At 58.7% G+C, this 17,955-nt stretch carries 14 protein-coding genes and 5 pseudogenes; 6 read left to right on the top strand and 13 right to left on the bottom strand.

The window, feature by feature from the left end; genetic code table 11:
* Positions 1–24: 24 nt before the first annotated feature.
* The 5 genes and pseudogenes from ACZ2HM_RS13065 to ACZ2HM_RS13045 all read right to left on the bottom strand — a co-directional run.
* Positions 25–729, bottom strand: a pseudogene (locus ACZ2HM_RS13065) (IS3 family transposase); the annotation flags it as partial.
* On the bottom strand, positions 730–2,088 hold the full coding sequence (locus tag ACZ2HM_RS13060) for an IS110 family RNA-guided transposase (RefSeq protein WP_048578827.1): 1,359 nt from the start codon (positions 2,086–2,088) through the stop codon (positions 730–732). It lies immediately after the preceding pseudogene.
* Between the two features lie 227 nt (positions 2,089–2,315).
* Positions 2,316–2,552 (bottom strand): annotated as a pseudogene (locus ACZ2HM_RS13055) (transposase); the annotation flags it as partial.
* A gap of 61 nt (positions 2,553–2,613) precedes the next feature.
* Positions 2,614–2,841, bottom strand: a pseudogene (locus tag ACZ2HM_RS13050) (IS21 family transposase); the annotation flags it as partial.
* A gap of 229 nt (positions 2,842–3,070) precedes the next feature.
* Positions 3,071–3,277: pseudogene (locus ACZ2HM_RS13045) on the bottom strand (transposase); the annotation flags it as partial.
* A gap of 470 nt (positions 3,278–3,747) precedes the next feature.
* Between ACZ2HM_RS13045 and istA the strand changes: the two are divergent.
* Both istA and istB read left to right on the top strand, forming a co-directional pair.
* Positions 3,748–5,520 carry an IS21 family transposase gene (gene istA / locus ACZ2HM_RS13040; protein WP_470426854.1) on the top strand — a complete coding sequence of 591 codons (1,773 nt, stop codon included), beginning with the start codon at positions 3,748–3,750 and terminating at the stop codon, positions 5,518–5,520.
* Between the two features lie 42 nt (positions 5,521–5,562).
* Positions 5,563–6,312: an IS21-like element helper ATPase IstB gene (gene istB / locus ACZ2HM_RS13035; protein ID WP_370569475.1), complete on the top strand. Its 750-nt coding sequence runs from the start codon at positions 5,563–5,565 to the stop codon at positions 6,310–6,312.
* 378 nt (positions 6,313–6,690) lie between these two features.
* Here istB and ACZ2HM_RS13030 read toward each other — a convergent pair whose 3' ends face one another.
* From ACZ2HM_RS13030 to ACZ2HM_RS12995, 8 genes and pseudogenes are all read right to left on the bottom strand, one after another.
* Positions 6,691–8,289 (bottom strand): ISL3 family transposase, encoded by a 1,599-nt coding sequence (locus ACZ2HM_RS13030; RefSeq protein ID WP_470425395.1) that lies wholly within the window; start codon positions 8,287–8,289, stop codon positions 6,691–6,693.
* A gap of 120 nt (positions 8,290–8,409) precedes the next feature.
* Positions 8,410–8,631: pseudogene (locus ACZ2HM_RS13025) on the bottom strand (hypothetical protein); the annotation flags it as partial.
* Entirely contained in the window at positions 8,628–8,813 is a 186-nt protein-coding gene (locus tag ACZ2HM_RS13020; protein ID WP_086486319.1) for a hypothetical protein, read from the bottom strand. The gene ACZ2HM_RS13020 and the pseudogene ACZ2HM_RS13025, both read right to left, overlap by 4 nt.
* A gap of 25 nt (positions 8,814–8,838) precedes the next feature.
* Positions 8,839–9,603, bottom strand: coding sequence for a class I SAM-dependent methyltransferase (locus ACZ2HM_RS13015; RefSeq protein WP_130754661.1), 765 nt, complete (start codon positions 9,601–9,603; stop codon positions 8,839–8,841).
* A gap of 159 nt (positions 9,604–9,762) precedes the next feature.
* On the bottom strand, positions 9,763–10,635 hold the full coding sequence (locus ACZ2HM_RS13010) for an alpha/beta fold hydrolase (protein ID WP_086486321.1): 873 nt from the start codon (positions 10,633–10,635) through the stop codon (positions 9,763–9,765).
* A gap of 215 nt (positions 10,636–10,850) precedes the next feature.
* Positions 10,851–11,792 (bottom strand): MlaD family protein, encoded by a 942-nt coding sequence (locus tag ACZ2HM_RS13005; RefSeq protein ID WP_119750436.1) that lies wholly within the window; start codon positions 11,790–11,792, stop codon positions 10,851–10,853.
* A gap of 70 nt (positions 11,793–11,862) precedes the next feature.
* Positions 11,863–13,476, bottom strand: coding sequence for an ABC1 kinase family protein (locus ACZ2HM_RS13000; RefSeq protein ID WP_031309825.1), 1,614 nt, complete (start codon positions 13,474–13,476; stop codon positions 11,863–11,865).
* The gene (locus ACZ2HM_RS12995; RefSeq protein WP_165418813.1) at positions 13,469–13,942 is read right to left on the bottom strand and encodes a MarR family winged helix-turn-helix transcriptional regulator; all 474 of its coding nucleotides are present in this window, start codon (positions 13,940–13,942) and stop codon (positions 13,469–13,471) included. The genes ACZ2HM_RS13000 and ACZ2HM_RS12995 overlap by 8 nt, the downstream gene beginning before the upstream one ends.
* A 243-nt stretch (positions 13,943–14,185) precedes the next feature.
* On the opposite strand from ACZ2HM_RS12995, the gene ACZ2HM_RS12990 reads away from it, so the two are divergent.
* The 4 genes from ACZ2HM_RS12990 to ACZ2HM_RS12975 all read left to right on the top strand — a co-directional run bounded on the left by ACZ2HM_RS12990 (position 14,186) and on the right by ACZ2HM_RS12975 (position 17,704).
* Positions 14,186–15,295 (top strand): ABC transporter permease, encoded by a 1,110-nt coding sequence (locus ACZ2HM_RS12990; protein ID WP_239019097.1) that lies wholly within the window; start codon positions 14,186–14,188, stop codon positions 15,293–15,295.
* A gap of 8 nt (positions 15,296–15,303) precedes the next feature.
* Positions 15,304–16,080, top strand: a complete 777-nt coding sequence (locus tag ACZ2HM_RS12985) for an ABC transporter ATP-binding protein (protein ID WP_031309820.1) — start codon at positions 15,304–15,306, stop codon at positions 16,078–16,080.
* Positions 16,080–17,009: an MlaD family protein gene (locus ACZ2HM_RS12980; protein ID WP_024020666.1), complete on the top strand. Its 930-nt coding sequence runs from the start codon at positions 16,080–16,082 to the stop codon at positions 17,007–17,009. The genes ACZ2HM_RS12985 and ACZ2HM_RS12980 overlap by 1 nt, the downstream gene beginning before the upstream one ends.
* Positions 17,010–17,146: 137 nt before the next feature.
* Positions 17,147–17,704, top strand: a complete 558-nt coding sequence (locus ACZ2HM_RS12975) for an ABC-type transport auxiliary lipoprotein family protein (RefSeq protein WP_262503698.1) — start codon at positions 17,147–17,149, stop codon at positions 17,702–17,704.
* The last annotated feature ends 251 nt before the right edge of the window (positions 17,705–17,955 follow it).

The following is a 17,955-nucleotide window of genomic DNA, read 5'->3' as shown; positions in this document are numbered from 1 at the left end:
TCAAGCCGCAGCAACATAATCACAGTCGTAGCAATTTCCCTTGCCGCTCATCGATGGACGCAGGCCATAGGCCTGCAGCTTTTTCTGATAGTCGTAAGAACAATATTGGCTGCCACGATCCGAATGAAAAAAGCAGCCTTCCGGAGGCTGGCGCAGGCGCACCGCCATATCCAGCGCTCTGATCGCCAAGTCCTTCTTCATTCTGTCGCTGACTGCCCAGCCCACGACGCGACGGCTATGCAGGTCGAGAATGACGGCAAGGTAGAGCCAGCCTTCTGAGGTCCAGATATAGGTGATGTCGCCCGCCCACTTACGGTTGGGCGCATCGGCGGCGAAGTCGCCGTCCAGCCAGTTCGCTGCGACCCCCAGGCGATGGTGGCTGTCGGTCGTGACCTTGTGCTTGCGCGTGCGGACCGGCTTGATCCCGTTGATTTTCATCAGCCGCCCGACCCGGCGTTCGCCAACGTCGAGCCCAACCTCTTTGAGTTCCATGGTCATCCTCGGACGACCATAGCTGCCAAGGCTGAGGCTGTACTGTTCCCTGATATGGGCCAGCACTTTCATATCCGTCCGCTCCCGCCGACTGATCGGTCGCGAGCGCCAGGAACGATAGCCGCGCTCACTGACAAGCATGACACGGCAGAGCAGTTCAACGGGCCATCGGTGCCGCCAGCTATGCACAAAAGCGAACTTCACGGCTTTTGGCTCGCGAAGAACTGCGTGGCCTTCCTAAGAAACAGCCATATCAGGCTCCCCAGGCATTTCGTGCAGGATGAAGCCGAAGGCCTTGGCGCGGCGCTGCAGATTTCCGATCACCCGACTGCGATAGCGCTCCTCATATTGTGAGGCGCCGGGATCATGATACGCCATGCCGTGGCGCAGGCTGTTATAGAACAGCACGGCGATTTTGCGTGCGGTTGCGGTGACCGCTTTTGCTTTTCCAGCGCGCGCCGACAGCCTTCGGTAAAAAGCGCCCAGCGCGGTGTCACTTCGACCGATGGTGGTTGCGGCCAGACGCAGGAGTGCTGCAGCGCGGCTCGAAGATCGTCGGGTTTTGGACGACAGCAACTTACCCCCCGATATCTTGTTGCCTGGTGCCAGGCACAACCAAGACGTAAAATGCTTCGAACTGGGCCATGCGGCAAGATCGGTGCCGCACTCGCCAACCAGTTTGAGCGCGAGCGAAGGGCCGATTCCGTGGATCTGTGTCAGGTCGACGCCCAGCACGCGATAGAGCGCTGACCGGACCTCGAAGTCGGGCGTGTTCACCTGTCGCCTTTTGGTCCGGACTTTTGGGAGTTGGCGAACATCATGTCCCTCGTTGATTTCGAGCGCCTTGAGTGCGATCTCAAGCTTTCGATCACATTCGAGAACTTTGGTTTGGTAGAAGTCGAACAGGGCCAGAGACTGGCCAAGCGCGAAGATATGTTCGTCGCGCCAGTTCCCCGATAATGCCGCACAGATGGTCTCAATAGTCGCGTGGCAGCGGACGTCGCGCATTTGTGCCAGCGTGCTGGGCGTACGTTCCCCGCTCACAATGGCCCTGATTATCCGCATTCCTGTCACGCCGGTAATGTCGGAGACGACGTGATGGAGTTGCACATTCATTTCCATCAGCGCCTTCTGCATGTGCTGAATATGTGAGGCAGCATATTCGATCAGCCGCTCGCGCTGCCGCAGATAGGCACGCATGGTCGCCACGCCCGCCTCGGGACGGAAACTCCCCCGCAGCAGCCCGTAGCTGTGCAGGCGTTGCAACCATGCAGCGTCACTGACGTCGGTTTTGCGACCCGGTACATTCTTGGCATATCGCGCATTGACCAGGATCACCTCAAAGCCGTGTCCTTCAAGCACTTCATAGGCCGGAATCCAGTAAACACCGGTCGATTCCATCGCGACAGTAGTGACGCCATATGTCTTGAACCAGCGGGCCATATCATGGAGATCGCCGGTGAATGTGCCAAACGCTCGTACCGGATTATCGTCGGCGTTGGGATTTATGGCCGCCATATGCATAGTCGACCCGATGTCGATGGCAGCGGCGCGCGGATTGACCATAGACAACGCGCCGGATTTTGATCGTTCCATTCCAAGTCCTCCTTCAAAACAGGAGGGTATGGGCGATGCTAAACGTCATCTTCCTAACCGGGATCGCCGCAAGACGGCGTCACCACTCTCAAGTACGCAAACACCCACGGGCCACGTTTTTTAACGGGGTATCATGCCTCCAATAAGCCATCGGCCGCGACCCTCCCGACCGCACCATAGCACGACCCGTTTCTACCGCGCACAGGCGGGCTCAGCCGGCGACGGTTTTTTAGCACTTCCCTCTCCTCCCGCAGCACACGGTTCTCAAGGCGAAGGCGTTCATTCTCACGCGCCAGATCTGCCTGCGGCGCTGCCGCCAGGTCAGATGGCCGATACTGTGACACCCATTTGCCCAGTGTCGACTTACCTATCCCCAAATCCGATGCGACCCGGTCGCGGGGTAACCCGCTGGTCAGCGCGATGCGCACCGCCTCCTGCTTGAACTCTTCTGTGTGCTTGATCATCTCGTCGGGCTCCTGTTGCGAGCTCTAATCGCTCAGGTGACCGGCGCAAATCCGTTACAAGTCCAAACAGCCAGCGCTCGACGATCAGAACTGCAGCTTCGACCTTTGCCTTGTCGCGCGGTCGCCGTGGTCGCGTCGGCAGCACCGTGCTGTCGTAATGCGCAGCCATTTCGGCATAGCTGCGGTTGACCTGAGGATCGTACAGGCATGCCTTGATGACCGCGACCTTGGCATTGTCGGGCACGAACAACGCGGGCGCACCACCGAACATCGACAGCGCGCGCGTATGGGCTGCCAGCCGGAGGATCGATCGCATGTCTTTCACGTCGGTTCGTCTCGTCTGCTTCCGCCTTGGCATCACCCCTCCCATCGCAACGATGAGGAGCAACAATGCCAGAGCGGCGCATCACAAAGCCTAACCTTGATCCCGTCCCAAACCCTGTCCGGGATTTAGCGGAATCACTGTCCCGTATTTAATGAAATGCCTGTCCGCGACTTAGGTCGTGGTGACGATTTAACTATCGGAGCCATATAGCGATGGCAGCGAGTTTGACGAAGCCCATGAAGTTGGCGAGCAGCTTGTCGTATCGGGTTGCCACCCGTCGGAACTGCTTGAGTTTGGCGAAGAAGCGCTCGACGCGATTGCGCTCTTTGTAGAGTTCGCTGTCGTAGTACCGTTGCGTCTTTCGATTACGCTTGGGCGGGATAACGACATCTGTTTGCTGATTCCGAGGCAAGCCGCCCCCTCATTCCGAATTGATGCCGCCCCCATGTTCCGAGAAATAGTCGCCCCCTGATTCCGAGATGATGTCGCCCCCTTGCGGGGTGGGTCTGCCCGGGTTCGCTGGCGGGGTTATGTTCGCTCTTTTGGATGTGTCCGAGGAGTTGAGCGATGCCGGCGGAAAGGGTGAGCATGCGGCGTGTCCGCGAGATATTGAGATACCGGTTCGAACAGGAACTGGGCTACAAGGCGATATCGCTGCGGGTGGGCGCAGTGCCCTCGACAGTGCGCGCGACCCTGAAGCGGGCAGCGGATGCGGGCCTGAGCTGGCCGCTGGATGATGCACTTAGCGATGCAGCGCTCGAGGCATCGCTATATCGCGATGCGGGCAAGAAGACGGGACATCGCCGTTGTCCGGAACCCGACTGGGCGCAGCTCCACCGCGAGTTGAAGCGCAAGCATGTAACATTGCAGGTGCTGTGGGACGAGTATATCGCGGAGCATCCCGACGGCTATCGATATAGCCGATTTTGCGATCTGTATCGTAGCTGGGCCATGAAGTTGCCGGTTACGATGCGGCAGAACCATGCACCTGGGGAGAAGCTGTTCGTCGATTATGCCGGGGACAAGATCGGGATCGTGGTCGACCGGCTGACTGGCGAAATCCGTGATGCCCATATCTTCGTGGCAGTGCTCGGTGCATCCAGCCTCACATACGCTGAAGGAAGCTGGACCGAGACTCTGCCGGACTGGCTGACCTACGAGCAGGGTTTGTCGGTACGGGCCGTGTCAGAGCGGCTGAAGCTGAGCAAGACGACAGTGTCGACGTACCTGCTGCGCGCGCGGCAGGCGGGGCTAACAGTCTGGCCATTGCCGCCGGGCTATGACGATGACGCTGCGGTTGAACGGCTTGTATTCCGGCGTGTGGGCCGCCCTGCGCAGGATCGGGAAGAACCGGATTGGCCGCTCGTTGCGCGGGAGATCAAGCGCAAGGGCGTGACGCTGGTCTTGCTATGGCAGGAATATCGGGCCGCTCATCCCAACGGGTACGGCTATACCTGGTTTTGCGATCGATTCCTGTCCTTCCAGCGGCGGACCCATGTCAGCTTCCGCAATCGGCATGAGGCGGGCGCCGTGATGCAAACCGACTATGCTGGTCAAACCGTTCCGCTGATCGATCCTGTGACTTGCGTCATCACCCCGGCGCAGATCTTCGTGGCGGTTCTTGGCGCTTCCTCGTTCACCTTTGCGATGGCAAGCCTGAGCCAGCAGCTGCCGGACTGGATCGACGCTCAGTGCCGTGCGCTGAGCTTTATCGGCGGGGTCCCGCGCGCGATTGTGTGCGACAATCTCAAGTCAGGCGTTGTCAAAGCGCTATGGTTCGAGCCCACGCTCAGCGCGACCTTTGCAGCGATGGCCGAGCATTACGATACGACGATCCTGCCAACCCGGAGCCGGCGACCACGCGACAAAGGAAAGGTCGAGGGCGCTGTGTTGATAGTAGAGCGCTGGATCCTGGCGCGTCTGCGCAATCGGCGCTTCTTCAGCCTGGCGGATCTCAATGCTGCGATCGCGGACCTGCTGGTTGATCTCAATGATCGGCCCATGCGCCATGTCGGCAAATCCCGCCGGGCGATCTTCGAGGAGATCGAACGGACAGCTCTGGCAGCGTTGCCCACGTCAGTGTTCGAATATGCCGAGTGGAAAACGGCCCGCGTTCACCCTGATTATCATATCGAGGCGGATAAGACCTTCTACTCGGTACCGCATCGGCTGATCGGCCGGCAGGTGGATGTTCGGCTGACGCACCGGGTGGTAGAAATCTTCTACGATCATGTGCGGGTCGCCAGCCATATGCGGACATCGCAGCGCCGCGGGCATGTCACGGTGAACGAGCATATGCCCAAGTCGCATCAGCGCTATGCGAACATATCACCAGCAAGCCTGATCGAACGTGCCAGGAAAACCGGTCCTAACACAGCGATGTTCGTGGAAAGGTTGATGGTCGACAAGCCGCACCCCGAGCAGGGTTATCGCTCTGCTATGGGCATCCTCTCCCTTGCTCGGCGCTATGAGCACGATCGGCTCGAAGCGGCCTGCGACCGGGCGCTGGTGATCGGTGCCGTCACCTACTCTTCAGTCAACGCCATCCTCAAAGCCGGGCTCGACAAGATCCAGCCGACAACGGGGCCGCTCAAACCAACACCGGCGCACGGCAACATCCGTGGCGGGTCCTATTACCAATAATGAAAGGACGATCTTGTGCTGACGCATCCTACCCTTGATCAAATGCATAGCTTGGGGCTAGCGGGCATCGCGGCCGCGTGGCGCGACATTGCCGAGCAGGACACTTCAGGCGACCTGACCCGCGACGAATGGCTCGGGCTCATGCTGGACCGCGAGATCGCCGCTCGTGCCGACCGGCGGCTGACCAACCGGCTTGCCAGCGCAAAGCTTCGCTTCGTCGACGCCTGTATCGAGAATGTCGACTTCGCCGCACGCCGAGGCATGGACCGACGTAATATCCTCTCACTCGCGCAAGGCGCGTGGCTCAATGCCCGCGAAAATCTCATCATCACTGGCCAAACCGGCACAGGAAAGACGTGGCTGGGTTGCGCATTCGGGCGACAAGCGGCGCGTCAGGATCACTCCGTCTTATATCTGCGCATGCCGCGCCTGTTCGAAGATCTTGCACTCGCGCGCCTCGACGGTCGCTTCCCACGCGTGGTCGACAAACTTGCACGCGTCCAGCTGCTCATTCTCGACGACTGGGGCACGCACAGCCTCAATGATCAGCAGCGTCTCGACCTCCTGGAAATCTTCGAAGAACGTTACCGCCGGAAATCCACTTTGATCACTGCCCAGCTCCCCGTGGCGGCATGGCACGAAATGATCGGCGAGCCGACCATCGCCGACGCCATCCTCGATCGCATCATCCATAACGCTCATCGCATCGCCCTCGAAGGCGACAGCATGCGACGACAAAAAGCGCCTTCAGGCTTGACCCAGGATCCAAATCCGGAAATCACTCAACCCTAACAGCAACCAGGCATCCAATGCCTAAACCAGCTGTCCCGGATTTACTGAAGCGCTTGTCCGGGATTTAGCGAAGCAGCTGTCCGACTTTTGCGAAATACGCATAGCTGGCGGCATCGTTGGCCCGTTGAACTGCTCTGCCGTGTCATGGATGTCAGTGAACGCGGCTATCGATACGCCCTGCCGATGTAGTTCGAGGATCATCATCAATTCTCCAAGTCGGATCATCGGCCCCGTCTCCGCGTCTGCAAAGGAGATGAGGACAATGTTGGCTCATCTCATTCTGCCGGGGCTAGCCCCGGCAGAATGAGATGAAGGGGCCACCAACTAGGGAATTTTCAAAGCCCACTTTTGGGCTCTCCCGCAATTTCGGTGCAGGTGTCATACCATGATACGCGCCCGGAGTAGGTCGAGGCCAGCCCGTCCGTACATGGAACGCTTGATGAGCTTCAGCTTGTTGATCTTGCCTTCGACCGGTCCAGTGCTCCACGGTAAAATCAATGCGGCGCGCACCGCATCGATATCGCGCCGGAGGCCGCGCGCGAACGAAGCAATGGCGCTTCCAAGTGCCTGGGCGAGCCATGGCTCGAACTCTACGGGGTCGCGTCCGACCAGTATTGCGTGGAAACGCCGCGCGAGGTCGGCACATTCCGCGATTATGGGCGAGGCGGCGCGCACGGCATCGACGAACCGCGCATCGTCCTGGCAGAGTGTATCGCTGGACGTGGTGAGAAGCCTGACCGTCTGTCGCGAGGATGGTGCTTTCCAGCGTGGGTGTCTGGTGGATGGCGCTGTAGACGGCGACAGGCCATCGCGTAACCGAGCCTTGATCCAGCGACGAAAGCTGCGCGCTTCGCCACGATAGCCGAGCCCGCACACCTCGCGGTAAAGCTGAGTGGCATTGCGGCAGCCTTCCTCCCAGCGCGAGACGAGATATGTTTCGAAGGCGTTCGCGGGGTGACGCGATCCGCGTTCCCAGGTTCCAGGATGTTTGTCGAGAAGCCACTGGCGGATCGTCTTGCGATCTCGGCCGGTTTCGTGCGCGATTGCCGAAATGGTCCAGCCTTTGTCGCGCAGGCTGACGACCGCATCGAACATCTTGTTCCGCCGCGCTCGGCTTCGCCTTTGATGATCGAGCGCGTTGCCGGACATTCCCTGGGTTGCTGGTCGTTCTGGCGGTGGATCCTGAGCATCATCATTCGCCAGCGAGCGTCCAACTTCGCGAACGAGCTTATATCGCCTTTCCACGACGGAGAGCATTGCATCCGAACAATTGCGCAGCATGTGCCAGCGATCAGCAACCTGCCGAGCCAAAGGGGCACCTTCGCGCGCGCCCTTGGCATAGCTGCCGGCCCGATCGCGTGCGATAATCTCTGCGCCGGGGTGGGACTTCAGCCAGTCGGCAAGGGTCTCGCTCTCCCTATCCGGCAGCAAGTCAACGACTTGGTGGGCCTCGAGATCCACCAGCACGGTGCCGTACCGCTGCCCCTTTCGCCATGCCCAATCGTCAACGCCCAGGACACGCGGCGCACCCTGGTGGACCTGCCGATCAGCGCGAACGATCCGAAGCATCGTGTCAGCACTGACGCGCATGCCAAGCCGCTCAATGAGACGAGCACCCGCTTCGCCGCCAAGGGCTAGGCCGACGGAACGCTGGACATCACGCACGCGCAGCGTGCGACGAGCGTGACGGGCGGCAACGTCCTCAGCGCGTTCGGCGAAGATACGCTGCTCACAACTCCGGTTGGCACACCGCAACCGACGAACGTGAATACAGAGTACTACCGGGCACCCCTGCCATGGGAGATCGGCGATGCGTCGCTTGTATCTGCTGTGCATCCGCGACGACACGCGTCGGCAGCTGGGACAGCGGGGCGCAGACAACCGCGACCGGCAATTGATCACGATGCGCTCGGTTTCGACAATGACCTCCTCCACGATCAGCTGGCGTGGAATAAGCGGCAAGATACGCTTGGGCATGGCTCGACAGGCTCCCTCTATGGAGCCTCCATGAATCTACCAGATTCATGGTTCGTTCCCGACGCCTGCACCGAAATTGCGGGAGAGCCCACTTTTGCGGAGAATTGCACGACCGATGACAGGTGGCAGGCGGGCTTCGCCCAGATGCCTTTCGATCCGGCGTCGGTCCCGTTCTGCGATCTCATGCTCAGCGAGCGCTGCAAGCAAACGGGCACCAGGCCAGCCTTCCTTGTCGGCCCGCGTGGTAAAGTCGGGCCAGATCAGTTTGATTGCGGGCAGACGCAGGTCGTTGAGGATGAGGCTCAGGCGCTGGGCGTCGATAGCGGGAGCGTTCCGGCTCATGCGGCTTCTCCCGCCAGGAGAACATCATAGGTGACCAGGGGGACCAGTTCCACCACCACGTCGGGAAGCGCCGCCGGATCGGGAGCGAAGCGTATCCGCAAGGCATCCATGTCGGGGAAACGGTCGGCAGCCACTTCGGCTGCCAGCAGTTCCGCGAGTTCGGCTTGCCTCGGAATCAGCAACGGAAGTCGCTAATGCATTACAGCGTCACTTTTGGCGATTATCCGATCTGTCGATCCTCCGTCCCGTTAGCAGGCCTTTGGCGCCCGTGCCTTCGAACTTGAACTCGAAGTCTCTCCAGGTTTTCCTCCAGCGTCGCGCCACGTATCTTTCTCCCGGTCTTGCTGCATCATCGAGCATGATAAGGCCTCCCGGTGCGATACGTTCGAAAAGGCGTTCCGCCATTCCTCGGGTAAAGGGATGAATTGACCAAGGCGGTCCATCTATGACAAGCAGATCAATTGTCTGTGGAAGGTCGTGCAAGGCATACCATAATCCAGGCCAGGCCTGGTCCCGAAAGTTCAGCGGAGCATGGCTGAAACTTGCCGACAGGTGGTGCTCAGCGAGCCAAATGCCCATCTGCTCAACGAACGGTTCATACTGATCGTAGCTGTATAAATGCCCGCCACCGTGAAGCGACAATGCTTTGGCGATAACCAGCGAAGTTACTCCGGAACCTAGTTCCACAACATTTTTCGGTTGTCGGACTTCAATCTCATCAACAATCCTGTGAAGAAGGTAAGTATCTGCTTTCCAGCTGCCAAGATGAGGCAAGGCGTCCTGTTCAAGGTTTATACGCTCAAGAACAGCATTTTTTTCAGCTTTGTTTCCCCCATAAAGGCTTTTCAACAGCCAAGGCCATTGGATGAGCGCAAAGAATAGCTGGAACAGGGTTTCGCCCTTTGTGCGCGCGGTGCCTGTTTCCCGCGGCATCTTTTTGGCCAGCATGCCGGTCAGATTTCTGGTCGTCAACTTTCGTCACCTTCGTTATGGATAGCAGTCCAGTGAGCGAGGCAGCAGCCAGTTACCGAGTGTCATCTTAGGCAAACCCACCAATGTATGGCGCTCTGCACAGCAAGTCGTCCGACCCTCGATGATCAGGAGCAAATCTCTTCTCCCATGCTCGTCCCTCTAGGAGCTGGACTGGCGCCCTAAAAAGCCGAGAATTGCGGCAGAAAAGGCGTCGTTTGCATCGCCTGCGACCATATGCGTGGCATCGATAATGTCGGTATATTCAGCATGCGGTGCCAGTTCGCGCAGATGTTCGACAGCGCCTTCCGAGACAAGATCACTGGATCCGCCCCTGATCAGATGCAGCGGTAGCGTCAAATTAGCGGCAGCCTTGTATAATATATTGACTTGCTGCTCCTGATGCGCGGTGTCGCTGCAATGTGCAGCCACCATATTGCGAATAAATGCTGGATCCCAGTGCCAGTAATAGCGGCCATCCTCTTTCTGCCGGAGATAGTGCCGTAGGCCATCGCCCGCTCTGCGCTTGCGACGATGTGGCATGTAGCGCGCAATGACTTGTGCAGCTTCTTCCGGAGACGAAAAGCCAGTCTCGACATGTTCTTGCATGAAGCTGACCACCCGCATCACGCCGCCCGGCTCGATACGCGGGGCTATATCTACAAGAGTGAGCGATGCGAAGCTGCCTGGGGCGAGGTCTCCTTCTGCTATCATTCCGGCAAGGCCGCCGAGGGAGGCGCCTACCAGAGCCGGTTTGCGATCCATTCCTGATGCTACCGCGACGAGATCGGCCGCAAAGTCGCGCACGTCATACGCACCTGCGCTCGACCAGTCGCTGTCGCCATGCCCACGCATGTCTATAGCGATAGCGCGAAACCCCGCCTCGACCAGATCTTGCACTACCCGCTTCCAGGCGCGGCGAGTCTGACCCGCCCCGTGGGCAAGCAAGACGGGCATCGCCCTGCATTCGCCCTTCACTTCAGCAGCCAGGCTGATACCAGCGGCTCCATCGATTTTGCAGTTCTTCCCGGTCATCCACCAGTCTCGATCCTGCAGGCCCGATTGAAGATAAACCCCTTAGTCCATTTTTGGCTCTGCCTTTGCGCCACTTCAGGACGTTGCATCCACTCACGCGCGAAGAATTGAGAGGGTCGTTCTATCGTCCTGAGTTCGTGCTTCACAGAAGCTGATTGCGCGCCTGTGCATGAAGACGAGGGTCGGTCTGTTCCTGAGCGGTCGATCGCGATCATCTATTTCCTTTCCTCAGTCGTGGGACGGTAGTCAGGTAGTTTGGGAGATCCCACGCCTTCCCGGTCAATCTTCTTGGCCGCATCGCCCATGCGTCGAACTGGTTCGCGAACGGCGCGGGCGGTTTCGGCGATTTGTTGCGCATCCCCTTCCAATTGCCTGATCCGGGGCCGTGCGTGCGAAATGGATAGGCCCAGAGACCGGGCTTTGCCTTCGGCATCATGCAAGGGCCGGCCGAGGCTGTCGTGAAGACCGCCCCGCGATGCCTCGAGCCTCAGGCGAAGCCTCTCCGCGTCGTCTCCCGCCCGAGCCATTACATTCCCTAGAGAATGGATCCTGTCTTCCTGCAGGGCCTCCCCCGCGATTTGACTGACATCGCTTTTCCAGTTCCGCGAGCGCAGCGCGAGTTGGCCAAGACGTTCCTCGATGGATCGCTGACCGGCAGGGTCCAGCTTCTTTGAGATGCTATCGGCACCTGACGATATCTTGGCGATCATCTCGCCTGGATTGAGGTCGCCGCTGAGGAGGCCGCCGGTCTTCACTGGTACAAGCGGGAATGGCTGTCCCGCTTGAACTGTAAGTGCTGGTTCACGCTTGTTGCTTCCCGCCAGGCTTATCTCTGCCGATCCATCGAAGAATGATTTATCGACCGACGCTGTCACGCCGCGATGGAGTAAGATGTCCTTGGTAAGGACGAACCGGACCACGACCGTATCCGGATTTGAAGGTTGGAGCCGGACCTGGGTTACTTTCCCAACGGGAACACCAAGAAGGTTGACGCCCGATCCGATTTGAACGCCGTCAACCGATTGTTTAAACTGCACCTCATACGTGGCCCCGTCAGCCTCACGTGACTGGATGAGCCACAGGGTGAACCCAATGACGGCGGTTATGAGCAGGCCGACAACAAGGCTCACCTTCAACCAGTTCGAACGCGTTTCCATGTGACCTAGAAATCCTGGAGCCGGTAGCGCGACAAATGAGCTTTTAATTTTCGCGAGATTTGGAACGTGATCACCGCCGCTTCACTCGTTCGCCAATTGCCAGGGCAATGGAAAGCACCGCCAGCAGCCCGGCGATGATCGGTTCCGAGGCGAAAAGGATTGCAGCACATATTCCCAATGCTGCGGGGTAGAGCTGGGGAGTGGCTCTGCTGTTGCGCTCATCGCCGCGCAATCGTTCAAGATCCCTGGGTGCGATACTGACGGTGATCGATCCGGTACGCGCAACTCTCTCGATCTGTCCCACCAGGCTCGGCGTTGACAAGGCGGCTCTTCCAAGCGCTGCAAACAGCTTGCCCGCTTCGCCACGCAATCGCGCCGGACTCGTTCGCTCGCGCATCAGTTCCTTTGCCAGCGGAGCCAGTTCTCGAGTGATGTCGAATGTCGGATCGATGCGCCGGACAAATCCCTCTGCCGTGAGCAGCGTCCGGAGCACCAGTGCCAGATCGGGCGGGAGCGCGAGATGAAAGTCGCGCAGTATCGCAAAGACGATTTGGAAAATGTCGGTAAGGTCAATTTGCTCGAGCAGAACATTGCTGAAACGGTTGATCAGTTCGGCCAGGGCCTCTTCCAGCCTGACACGGTCAACATCAGGGTCGCCCGCCCAAAGCAGCAGAATATCGACGACCCCGCCTGTGTCCTCCGCCGCGATCGCCAGGCCAAGCCGTACCAATTCTTCCCGGCGTCGTGGCAGAAGCGTCCCCACCGCTCCGAAGTCGATAAGCCCCAGCGTTCCGTCCTCCAGGAAAAAGACGTTGCCGGGGTGGGGATCGGCGTGGAAATGACCATTGATGACGATCATGTGGAGGATCGCCTGCGCATAGGTGCTGGCGAGGCTAATGAGATCAAGGTCGCTTTGCCGCGCCGCCTCCAGATTGCTTGCCGGAACGCCTCGAAACCGCTCCTGTATGTTGACACGCCTGCCGGACAACTCCCAGTCAAAGCGAGCCGTTCGCACGCCGAAAGCTTTGAGATACTCTCCGATCGTATCGCTGGCGCGAGCTTCCGCGCCAAGGTCCATTTCCCGATCGATACTTTCAGCGAAGTGGCGCAGCAGTTCGTCCGGCTTTAGTCGCGCGATCTCGGGGATGCGGCGCTCTGCGATCCGGGCGACGCGGCGCAGCAGCCGAAGGTCGGCGTCGACAATCCGCTCGATCCCGGGACGACGGACCTTGACGATAACGTCCCGGCCGTCGAGCAGCGTTGCTGCATGGACCTGAGCGATCGAGCCGGCCGCAATCGCTTCGTCTTCAAAGGAGGCGAAATAGCTTTCCACAGTTCCGCCGATCGCCTCTTCGATAAGTGGTCGCACGGTGGCGAACGGCAGCGGCGGAACCCGGTCCTGAAGTTTCGAAAGCGCATCGATCCAATCGGGCTCCAGCAGATCACTTCGCATTGCAAGAATCTGCCCGAACTTGACCGCTGCAGGACCGATATCTTGCAGCAGCGCAACGACTGCTTCTGGTCGAGCGCTATCAAATGGTTCCTCACCACCCAGTCTGAGACCTAGCCGGGAGGCCATTCCCTTGAGGCCGTGTCGCCCGAACAGAAGCAGGATTTGTGCGAACCGCTCCCGCTCCTTCAATGCGACCGCTTCAGGCCCGTCCATCAAATGAGGATCAGCCATCATTATGTGCCTTGAGCGTGGGGACGCGACCTTGGCGGAAGCCAGCTTGCGTTTCGAGTTGATCCACGACCTTGTCGAGGTGAAGGATCGCCCTATCCAATGCTTCCAGTTCTTCCGCGGTCAAGCTGCCGAAGGTCTTCGCCACAATGCCATCGTAGAGTGGCAGGGCCTGCTCCAGCATCGCCCTGCCTGCGTCCGTGATTTCCACGAGCTTTACACGACGGTCCTCTTCAACGGGCGAGCGCGTGACCAGATCATTCTGCTCCAACCAGTCAATCGCCTGGGTTACCGTGCGCGGGGCCTGATCGAAGAAGCTTGCAATATCGGTTGAGCGGCTGGGTTGCTCGGCGAGATATACCAGCAGCTTAAGACGGGCCATCGATGCACCTTGGGACGCAAGGTGCGTGTCGATCAGCCGCCGCATTCTGTACCAGGTCCAGCCAAAGGCCGTCGCGAGTGCGCGCAAATGAACTTCCTGAGGTTCCATATGTTATGTCCTTGCTCAATCTTCGATGGCATGGCAAGGGGAGAGGATAAAGTTATGACTGCGACGAAGCTGGCACCTCTTGGCCCATGGCGTGCCATTGCTCGATCATCATCGTGAGACCCCAATGCTTGACCATGCCAAGGTTCAAGATATGCGCTGCGTGGCGTTGATGCCAGCAGGAGCCGAAATCGTCCGCTGCTCAATTCCCATGCTGCTAGTGCGATGATCGCGGCAGATTGGCATATTGACGAGGGTGGCGGCCCGACTCTGCATGTGAGCGGTGACTGGACTTCGCTTGCTTTGGGCGATGCGGAAGGGCGCCTGGGTGCCCAGGCGGCCAGGAGTCTAGTCGTGCAGCGTCTCGATCTTTCTGCTCTGGGGCGGATCGACACTGCCGGTGCCCTCCTGCTTTTGCGGTCCATGGCTCCAGACGCCGATATAGACTTTGGCGAAAGAGAGGATTTGCAAAGGCTGATAGACCTTGTTCGACCTGCCCTTGAATCAGATACGGCCGGTAAGGCTGGCGTCACTGGTGTTCTGGGATTTTTCGAGCGCTTCGGCCGTCAGGTAATCGGGATCGCCGATGACGCCTACCAGATGCTGGTGTTCACTGGGCAGCTTATTGTGGCGCTCGGCCGTACCCTTGGCGATCCTCGCCGACTGCGCATGACGCCGCTTGTCGCGTTCATGCAGGACGCGGGCATTAATGGGCTTCCGATAGTTTTTATCATGACCTTCTTCATCGGCGCGGTCATTGCGCTCGTTGGCACCAACCTTTTGACAACGCTTGGCGTTGAGGTGTTCACGATCCAGTTGGTGGGCGTGGCCATCCTGCGCGAGTTCGGCGTGGTGATCACTGCCATCCTTCTGTCTGGACGTTCCGCATCTTCCTTTGCCGCTCAGATCGGTTCGATGCGGATGAACCAGGAAACCGATGCGATGCAGGTTATGGGCGTGGACCGCTTCGATGCGCTGGTAATCCCGCGCATCTTAGCCGCGCTTCTCATGATGCCTCTTATGACCTTCTGCGCGGATATCGGCGGTCTTGCTGGCGGACTCTTGGTCAGTTGGGTGACGATTGATATCAGCCCGGTCTTCTTCATCCAGCGTACGCTCGAAACGGTGGACATTAAGCATTTCTGGATAGGCATGTGCAAAGCGCCGTTTCTGGCTCTGATCATCGCTGCTGCGGGCTGTCGGCATGGCCTTATGGTCGGCGGCGACGTCCAAAGCCTTGGTCAAAATGTGACGTCCGCGGTCGTCCAGTCAATCTTCATGGTCATTATGTTCGATGCGATTTTCGCGGTTATCTTCATGGCGCTCGATCTGTGAGGGCGCTTGTGGAAACCGATGCCGAAGACGTGCCCATTCGCGTCAAAGGCCTGCGCACGGCTTTTGGCGACAAGGTCATCCATGAGGATCTCGGCCTTGAGGTCAAGCGCGGTGAGATATTGGGTGTGGTTGGCGGATCGGGTTCCGGTAAGTCGGTGCTGCTCAACACCATCCTGGGCCTCAAGCAGCCCGATGGCGGATCCGTCGAGATATTCGGGCAGGACATCCGCGATCCGCAAGCGCACAGTGAAGTCGAGCGTCGGATTGGGGTGATGTTCCAGCAAGGCGCATTATTCTCCTTTCTCACCGTACAAGAAAATGTCGAGGCGCCACTTCTGGAACATACGAAACTTACACGTGAGTATGTGCACGATCTTGCAAGGCTGAAGATCAAGCTTGCTGGTTTGCCGGAAGATGCAGGCTGCTTGAAGCCTGCCGAGCTATCTGGCGGAATGCGCAAGCGCGCGGGGGTAGCCCGCGCAATCGCGCTGGATCCTGATATCCTCTTTCTCGACGAGCCGACTGCCGGCCTCGATCCAATTGCTGCAGCCGAATTCGATGATCTTATCAGAACATTGCGGGATGCTCTTGGCTTCACCGTGTTCATAATAACCCACGACCTCGATACTCTGTACGCGATTTGCGACCGCGTTGCGGTTGTCGCTGACAAGAAAATCGCCGCTGTTGCAACGATCAAAGAACTTGAACGGTCAGATCACCCGTGGATCCGGAGCTATCTTCTGGGACCGCGCGGCCGTGCCGCGAAAAAAGAGAAAGAAAGCTGATGGAACGCCATGCCAACTATGCTCTGGTAGGCGCCGCCTCCATCGCGTTGCTTATCGCCACGCTTGTTTTTGTGGTCTGGCTCGGCGGTTCGGCCAAAGGAAGTGATTCTTACCAGATCGTGTTTCATGGGCCGGTCAGAGGTTTAAGCGTTGGAGGCGAAGTGCAGTTCAACGGCATCAAGGTCGGGGAAATCGGCGGAATCCGCCTCGACCAGCGCGACCCCAACCGTGTGATCACGGATATCGAACTGACGCGCGGGACACCGGTGCGCGAAGATTCGGTCGCATCCTCTGAAAGTCAGGGCATCTCAGGGGTCAGCATCGTGCAAATCAGCGCGGGCACGCCGAGCAAGCCGCTGCTCAAGACCAATGATCACGGTAAGCGGCCTGTCATCGCCAGCAAGCCCAACGCTATGTCTTCATTGCTGCAAGGCGGAGGACAGGTGGTGGCAAGCGCGACCGAGGCACTGAGCCGTGTGAACAAGGTCCTTTCGGATCGTAATATCGCCAACATCGGCGGTGCCATTCGCGATGTCCGAATGACTACGGCGGAACTGGCGGCCAATCGGACCATGTTCGCCCATGCCGGTTCCGCGCTCGCCAAACTGGATCGGGCGGCTGACGATATTCAGGGCGCGGCCTCGGCCGTTCGGCAGATTGCCGATGGCGATGGCAAGCGCGCCTTCGCCGATATCTCCCAGGCGGCAAACGAACTCAAATCGGCAGTTCATGAGGCTCGCGGCGTGATCGCCAAACTCGACACGCAAAGCGCCGATATCGGTACGACCACGATCCCTAATATCAATGCGACCATGCTGACCTTGCAAGAAACAGCTGAATCGCTGGACGGACTAATTCGCGGGATCCGACAAAGTCCCCGCGAAGCTCTGGCCAAAAGCCGGGGTGCTGAACTGGAGTTGCCTAAGTGACATTATCAACCAGGAATCGGACTTTTGCACTTCTGTCGAGCGCCTTGCTGCTGGGTAGCTGTGGAAACCTGCTAGGCGGCGGCGAGCGCGCTGACCTTTTCAGGTTTGGCGTGGTCGAGCCCACGTCCGTCACCGGGATGCAGGGTGCGCTCCCGACTCGCTCTGTATCTCTGCTTCGCCCCCGGTTCTCGCAGGAGGTAGAGGGCGATCGCATGCTCACCACGCGGGGGGAACGTGCGCTCTACCTTAAGGGGGTTCGTTGGGTGGCGCCGGTCCCCGATCTTTTCACCCAGGCGCTGATGCGTCAATATGCGGCGCGGGCACCTGACGTGCGCCTGACGGGCGTCAGAAATGCCACCGGGGCATCGCATGCGCTGCAGATTGATATCGAGCGATTCGAAGCACGGTATGCCCTCGATGGGGGTGAAAAAGCACCGCCCATTGTCATTATCGAAGGCGATGCAACCCTGTTTGACCTTACTGATCGTCGTCCCGTTGAGGCCAAGCGCTTCTTGGTGCAGGAGCCAGCGTCCGCAAATACCACGAGTGGGATAGTCGCCGCTTTCGATCGTGCAGTAGCTCGCTCAACCACAGAATTGACGGATTGGTCCGCGCAAACAGCGCGGAAGCATTCCACGGAGCGCGCGCTTGATACATCGAAGGATCGAATGGAACGCAAGCAGGGGATAAATTGATCATGAACTTGCCGCCGATCTCTACAATCTTAGGGCGCGAAAGCATGTACAAAATCGCCATGCGCCAGATATCTTCGTAGGTATCTACGAGTTTTTGTTTTTATCTGAAGGGCTGACCCGATCGGAGCCAGAGTAAGCAAGATAGTATAATCCCGGATTCTACGTATTAATAAGCGATAGCATATCGACCATGTGATAAGTCAAATCTCGTAATGATTAATATTTCTATCGGATTATGAAATGCAGTCCGC

The organism is Sphingobium sp. KKT206 (assembly GCF_055640555.1).
This window is presented reverse-complemented; position numbering and strand designations above follow the sequence as displayed.